This window comes from Algihabitans albus (genome assembly GCF_003572205.1).
Taxonomy (GTDB): Bacteria; Pseudomonadota; Alphaproteobacteria; order Kiloniellales; family DSM-21159; genus Algihabitans; species Algihabitans albus.
The window spans coordinates 532,468-539,086 of record NZ_QXNY01000006.1 but is presented as its reverse complement, the minus strand read 5'-3'; the positions used below and the strand labels follow the sequence as shown (position 1 = coordinate 539,086).

5 protein-coding genes are annotated in these 6,619 nt (G+C 69.3%); all 5 read right to left on the bottom strand.

The window, feature by feature from the left end; genetic code table 11:
- Window positions 1-303: 303 nt before the first annotated feature.
- Window positions 304-723, bottom strand: coding sequence for a DUF1489 family protein (locus tag DBZ32_RS19275; RefSeq protein ID WP_119168856.1), 420 nt, complete (start codon window positions 721-723; stop codon window positions 304-306).
- A gap of 71 nt (window positions 724-794) precedes the next feature.
- Window positions 795-1,700, bottom strand: coding sequence for a hydroxymethylglutaryl-CoA lyase (locus tag DBZ32_RS19270; protein ID WP_119168855.1), 906 nt, complete (start codon window positions 1,698-1,700; stop codon window positions 795-797).
- Window positions 1,694-3,742 carry an acetyl/propionyl/methylcrotonyl-CoA carboxylase subunit alpha gene (locus tag DBZ32_RS19265; protein ID WP_119168854.1) on the bottom strand — a complete coding sequence of 683 codons (2,049 nt, stop codon included), beginning with the start codon at window positions 3,740-3,742 and terminating at the stop codon, window positions 1,694-1,696. Before DBZ32_RS19265 ends, DBZ32_RS19270 begins: the two co-directional genes overlap by 7 nt.
- Window positions 3,743-3,773: 31 nt before the next feature.
- Complete coding sequence (locus DBZ32_RS19260; RefSeq protein WP_119168853.1) at window positions 3,774-5,507, bottom strand: monovalent cation:proton antiporter-2 (CPA2) family protein; 1,734 nt, start codon at window positions 5,505-5,507, stop codon at window positions 3,774-3,776.
- A 102-nt stretch (window positions 5,508-5,609) separates the two neighbouring features.
- On the bottom strand, window positions 5,610-6,530 hold the full coding sequence (locus DBZ32_RS19255) for a DMT family transporter (protein ID WP_119168852.1): 921 nt from the start codon (window positions 6,528-6,530) through the stop codon (window positions 5,610-5,612).
- Between the last annotated feature and the right edge of the window lie 89 nt (window positions 6,531-6,619).

The window sequence follows — 6,619 nt, the reverse complement described above, 5'->3', positions numbered from 1 at the left end:
ATACCAACAATGTCAATCAGCAGACGGTCGACGTGACCGCTTAACAACCTTCCCTCGCGACTCGCGTCGCTCGCGAAGGCCAAAGAGTATAGGAGCGACAAGTCCCCGCTGCAACGCCCAAGGCGCTGCAAATTTGGCCTGTCTATCCGGAAGCCTCGTCGGCACCGCCGCAGCCATCGAAGGTTGCGGCAACGCCCTGAAGCGGCGCTGGATATAGGCGGTGGGACCGCCCCTTGTCCAGAGGGAAATTCAGAAAACCGCAACCTTTCTTACCAAGCCGAAGCCGCACGGCTCGCATAGGGCTCACATCAAGCCAAGCTCGCGCAGTTCCGCCCAAAGCGCCGGCGGCAGATCGTCGGCTTCGGCTCCGGCAAGGGTCAGATCGCGCGGCGCCTGATCCGGACGCAGATACCGCCAGCCCTGGAAGGGCCGTTGGGCACGCGGCACGACCCGCACCAACTCGGGATCGAGCATCAGCCGCGTATAGGGACGCCCGTTCTCGTCCTTGGCCTCTTCCAGATCCAGCAGGGACTGCCGGCACTGCACCAGACCACGAATCACCCAGTAGATCGAGCCGCCCTCCAGCAACTCGGCGCCGCGCTTCGGCCGCATGCGGGTGCCGTGCCAGATCTCTCCGTGCTGCTTCAGCCGCCCGGCCTGCCACCGCGTCAGCGAGTCCACGTCTTCGCTGCCCACGGAAAGTTTGATGAGATGCAACGTCATGATGTCACTCGAGAAAGTGGCGCAGCGCTCCTGCGCTGCCAAGCCGCCCGTCCGGTCCGGGCTGTGGACAGCTAGGCCGCCTTGCCCGCCAAGGCCTGGGAAACCTTGGAAACAGGGGCGCGGCCCAGATGGTCCGAAATAAAGCGACCGGCGGCCACCACGGCGTCGAAGTCGACGCCGGTCTCCAGCCCCAGACCCTCTAGCAGATAGAGCAGGTCCTCGGTCGCCACGTTCCCCGAGGCGCCCTTCGCGTAGGGGCAGCCGCCGAGCCCGGCGACGGAGGAATCGACCGTCGCGACCCCCTCCTCCAGGCAAGCCAGGATATTGGCCAGCGCCTGACCGTAGGTGTCGTGGAAATGCACCGCCAACCGGTCACGCGGAACCGCCTCGGCCACGCGGCGGATCAGGGTCCGCGCCTTGCCGGCGGTGCCGACGCCGATGGTGTCGCCGAGCGAAATCTCGTAGCAGCCCATCTCCACCAGGGCGGTGGAGACCTGGGCCACCTTGCCGGGATCGATGTCGCCTTCGTAGGGACAGCCCAACACGCAGGAGACATAGCCGCGCACTCGCATGCCGGCGGCCAGCGCCCCTTCGCAGACCGGCCGGAAGCGCGCCAGGGACTCTTCGATGGAGCAGTTGATGTTGCGCTGGCTGAAGCTCTCCGAGGCCGCACCGAAAACCGCGATCTCCTCGACCCGGCTCTCCAGGGCGCGGGCCAACCCCGTCTCGTTGGGAACCAGCACGGGATAGGCCGTCTCGGGCCGGCGGCTCAGGGATGCCAGCACCTCGGCCGTATCGGTCATCTGCGGCACCCACTTCGGGCTGACGAAGGCGCCGGCTTCGACCGCCGGCAGGCCGGCGGCGGCCAGCCGCTCGATCAGCTCCACCTTCACCGCGGTCGGCACCAGGGCGGTCTCGTTCTGCAGTCCGTCGCGCGGTCCCACCTCAACGACGCGGATTGCTGTCGCAGTCACGATGCCGCCTCCTCCACCACAGCCGGCGCGAACTCGAGCAGCTCGACGCCTTCCTCGACCAGATCGCCGGCGGCGTAGCGCAGCGCCGCGATCCGACCGTCCGCCGGCGCCGAGAGGGTATGTTCCATCTTCATGGCCTCGAGCACGATCAGGGGCTGGCCGGCCGTCACCTCGGCGCCGGCCTCGACCAGAACCTGCACGACCTTGCCCGGCATCGGCGCCACCAGACGGTCGTCGCGCGTCTCGTCGGCCTCGCCCGCGGCCAGTTGATCGAAGAGCGTCAGATGATGGGCACCGCCATCGCTGAGCAAGGTCAGTTCGCGGCCCTGCCAGACCGCGGTGGCGACCAGCCGCCGCCCGGCCAGATTGGCCTCGATCCGGCCCCCGCCGTCGGCGCGCGGCTCACGAAGCTGGGCGCGCGCCTCGATCACGCGCCCCTCCAGTTCGATCTCGTAGAGACCATCCGGCAGATAGTGGACGACCGCCGCGCGCGGCCCGCCCCCCTCATCTCCGGCCCCGTCGTCGAAGATCAGGCGCCGGTGCGTACCGGCGTTGAGCCGCCAGCCGTCGGTGCTCCACCAGGGCGAATGGGGGTCGCTGGAGGCCGCGGCCGCCCGGCGCGCCTCCTGGGCGCGCGCCAGCAACTCGGCCAGACAGGCCAGCGCCAGCAGGTCGTCGGAGGCGGCGCTCCGCTCGGGCTGCAAGGCCTCGGCGTGCTTGCCGATGAAGCCGGTGTCGAAATCGGCGTCGGCGAAGGCCGAATGCGCGGCGAGCCGCTGCAGAAACGCCAGGTTCGTGGTGGTCCCGACCACCTCGGTCAGCGCCAACGCGCCGGACAGCCGGCGCAAGGCGGCGGCGCGCGTCGAATCCCAGACGATCAACTTGGCGATCATCGGGTCGTAGTGCACCGAGATCTCATCGCCCTCGCCCACGCCGGCATCGACCCGAAGATGTGGAGACTCTTCGGGAAAGCGCAGATGCGTCAGGCGGCCGGTGGCGGGCAGGAAATCGCGCGCCGGATCCTCGGCGTAAAGGCGCACCTCGAAGGCATGGCCGGTCAGGCGGACCTCCTCCTGCGTCAGCGGCAGGAGCTCGCCCGCGGCCACCTTGAGCTGCCACTCGACCAGATCCTGGCCGGTGATCATCTCCGTCACCGGATGCTCGACCTGCAGGCGGGTGTTCATCTCCATGAAGAAGAAGTCCTCGCCCTCGGCGATGAACTCCACCGTCCCGGCACCGACGTAACCGATCGCGGCGGCGGCGGCCTTGGCCGCCTCTCCCATCTCCAGACGGCGCTCCGGCGTCATGCCGGGGGCCGGCGCCTCCTCGATCACCTTCTGGTGGCGGCGCTGGATCGAGCAGTCGCGCTCTCCCAAATGCAGAACGTTGCCCTGGCTGTCGGCGAAGACCTGCAGCTCGATGTGGCGCGGCTTGGTCAGGTACTTCTCGATCAGGACACGGTCGTCGGCGAAGGAGGCCGAGGCTTCGCGCTTGGCGGAGGTCAGTGCCGCCTCGAAGTCGTCCGGCCGCTCGACGACGCGCATGCCCTTGCCGCCGCCGCCGGCCGAGGCCTTGATCAGAACGGGATAGCCGATCCGCTGCGCCTGCGCCGCCAGCAGGTCCTGCGCCTGGTCGCTGCCGTGATAGCCGGGGACCAGCGGCACGCCGGCCTTTTCCATGATCGTCTTGGCCTCGGACTTGGAGCCCATGGCCCGGATCGCGGCCGGCGGGGGCCCGACGAAGACCAGTCCGGCGCGGGCGCAGGCCTCGGCGAAGCCGGCATTCTCCGAGAGAAATCCGTAGCCGGGGTGAACCGCCTCCGCCCCGCTGCGTGCCGCCGCCTCCAGCAACGCCTCGACATTCAGGTAGCTCTCGCGCGCCGGCGCCGGCCCAAGGCGATGGGCCTCGTCGGACAGCAGGACGTGGGGCGCCTGGGCGTCGGCATCGGAATAGACCGCGATGCAGCGCAGCCCCATGCGGCGCGCCGTCCGCTGGATACGGCAGGCGATCTCGCCGCGGTTGGCGATCAGCAGCGAGGCGAACATCTCAACTCCTCATGGGATCTTACAAGAATCCTTAGTCTTCAACCGAACGGCGCCCGCGCGGGGTGATGATCTCGCCCAGCTTGGCGTAGTTCTCGCGCCGGTAGTCTTCCACGATCACGGTGGCGCTGTCGCCGGCTCCTAGCGCCCCGAGCACGATGCCAGCAAGCTGCAGGGAGGCTTCGATGGTTTCCGGCACCACCGCCGTCGCCCCCTGCGCTTCCAGTTCGTCGCGGTGACCGAGATCGCGCGCCCGCACGAAGATCGGGATCTCCGGCGCCCGCTCGCGCAGCGCCGCCACCGTATGGCTCGCGGCCTCGGGGTTGTCCAGGGTGATCACGGCCGCCTTGGCCCGCTCCAGCCCGGCGGTGTGGAGCACGTCGACCTGGCTGGCGTCGCCGTAATAGACGGGCAGATCCAGGCCGCGGCAGCGGCGCACCCGGTCGTGGTCCAGATCCAGGCCGACATAGGGAACGTGAGCCTCGGCGAGGACCTGCGCGATGGTCTGGCCGACCCGGCCGAAGCCGGCGATCACCACATGGTCCTGCAGATCCTCCACCTCCTCGGCGATGTCGGGCAGACCGCCGCTCGCGGCCTGACGCTGCGCGATCCGATGCGACAGGCGCTGCCCGGCCCAGGCGGAGAGCGGCGTCAGCACCATGGTCATCGCCACCACGGCCAGGGCGAGCTGGCCGGTCACCGGCGGCACCACGCCGACCACCATGCCGCCGCCGACCAGCACGAAACCGAACTCGCCGCCCTGGGCCAGCAGCGGGCCGACCCGCGCGGCGATCTCGTCCGGCAGGCCGAAGGCCCGGCAGAGACCGTAGATCACCAGGGCCTTGCCGAGCATCAGCGCCACCACCGCCAGCGCCACCGTGACGGCATGCTCCGCGATCAAGCCAAGGTCGATCTGCAGCCCCACCGCCATGAAGAAGAGACCGAGCAGCAGGCCCCGGAAGGGCCGGATGTCCGCCTCGACCTGATGCCGGTACTCGGTGCCCGACAGCAGCAGCCCGGCCAGGAAGGCGCCGAGCGCCATGGAGACGCCGGCCAGCACCATGAGGTAGCCGGTGCCCAGCAGGACCAGGAGCGTGGTGGCGACGAAAAGTTCCGTGCTGCGGGTCTGAGCCACGACCCGGTAGACCGGGCGCAGCAGGAAGCGGCCGGCGAGCAGCGTCAGCCCCACCGCCGCCGTCGCCTTGACCGCCGCCAGGCCGAGCGCGAGAAGGACGCTGGAGCCTTCGGCGCCCAGCAGCGGCACCAGAGCCAGCAGCGGTACGATCGCCAGGTCCTGCAGCAGCAGGATGGAGAAGGCCACCCGCCCGAAGCGGGCCGCCAGCTCGCCCCGCTCCACCAGCATCTGCAGCACGAAAGCCGTGGAAGAGAGCGCGAGCCCGCCGCCGATCACCAGGGCGGCCGCCGGTGGCTGGCCGAACGCGATCAGAACGAGGGCGATCGCGGCCGCCGTCACCACCACCTGGGTCGTCCCCAATCCGAAGACATAGCGCTTCAGGACCTTCAGGCGCTCGACGGAGAGTTCCAGGCCAATGGCGAAGAGCAGGAAGACGATGCCGAACTCGGCCAGGATCAGGATCGACTCGGTCTCTTCGATCAGGCCCAGGAGCGAGGGGCCGATCACCACGCCTGCGGCGAGGTAACCGAGCACGGGGCTGGAACGGAGCTGGCGCGCCAGCGGTACGATCACCACTGCGGCAAGCAGAAAGTAGAGAATATCCTGCAGGTAGCTGAGGTCGTGCTCGTGCATAGCGGCTCAGGACTGAGTGGCGCCCGTGGACTCGGCGCATCGGGAACGGCGGCAGTCTAGCCGTCCCACTGCTGCATTGCACTCAACCTGCGGAGGGGCGCCCTAGCTTTTACGCTCGGTCACCACCAGGGCGACACCCAGGACCGCGACGACCATGCCGGCCAGCGCCAGCGGTCCCAGCCGCTCGTCGAAGAGGAAGAAGGCGACCAGGGCCGTCACCGGCGGCACGAGATAGAAGAGACTGGCGACGCGCGAAGCCTCGCCGAGCCGGATCAGCATCATCAGCAGGCTGACCGCGCCGACCGAGAGCACCAGCACCAGCCAGCCCAGCGCGATCACCAGGTCGAGGTGCCAGACGACGCGGTTGGTCTCGAAGATCAGCGCCAGGGCGCCGATGGCCAGCCCGGCCGCCGCATACTGCACGACCGCGCCGGCCCGCAGGTCGACCTCGGCGCAGAAGCGCTTCTGGTAGACCACGCCGACGGTGATCGAGAACAGAGCGACCAGCGCGCAGACGACGGCATCCAGTCCGAAACCGGAGAAGAGCGTGCCGGAGTCCGAGGGCGCCAGCTTGCCGGAGAGGACCAGCGCGACTCCGGCCAGCCCCAGGACCAGGCCGGCGATCTGCCGGCGCGTGACCCGCTCGCCGAGCAGCGGCCCGACCAGCGCCGCCGTCAGCAGCGGCTGCAGCGACACGATCAGCGCGGAGAGCCCCGCCGACATGCCGAGCGAGATGGCGACGAAGACGCCGCCCAGATAGCCGCCGTGGATCAGGAGTCCGACGACCGCGACATGCCCCGTCGTGCTCAGCTTCGGCCAGACCGCGCCGAGCAGGACGGCCGCCGGCGCCATGATCGCCACCACCAGCGCGAAGCGCAGGGCCAGGAAGGTCAGCGGCTCGACATAGGGCAACCCGAGCTTGGCCCCGATGAAGCCCGTCGCCCAAAGGCAGACGAAGGTCGCCGGCGCCAGCTTCGCCGCGAGGGCGAAGGAGTGGGAGGCTGTTTTCGACGGACTGCTCATGGCCGAAGCGCTACCACGCAGGGCCGCTCAAGGCACCCGGTCGCGCCGCATAACGCCTATGACGCAAGAGCGGCAGAGTCAGCCGGAAG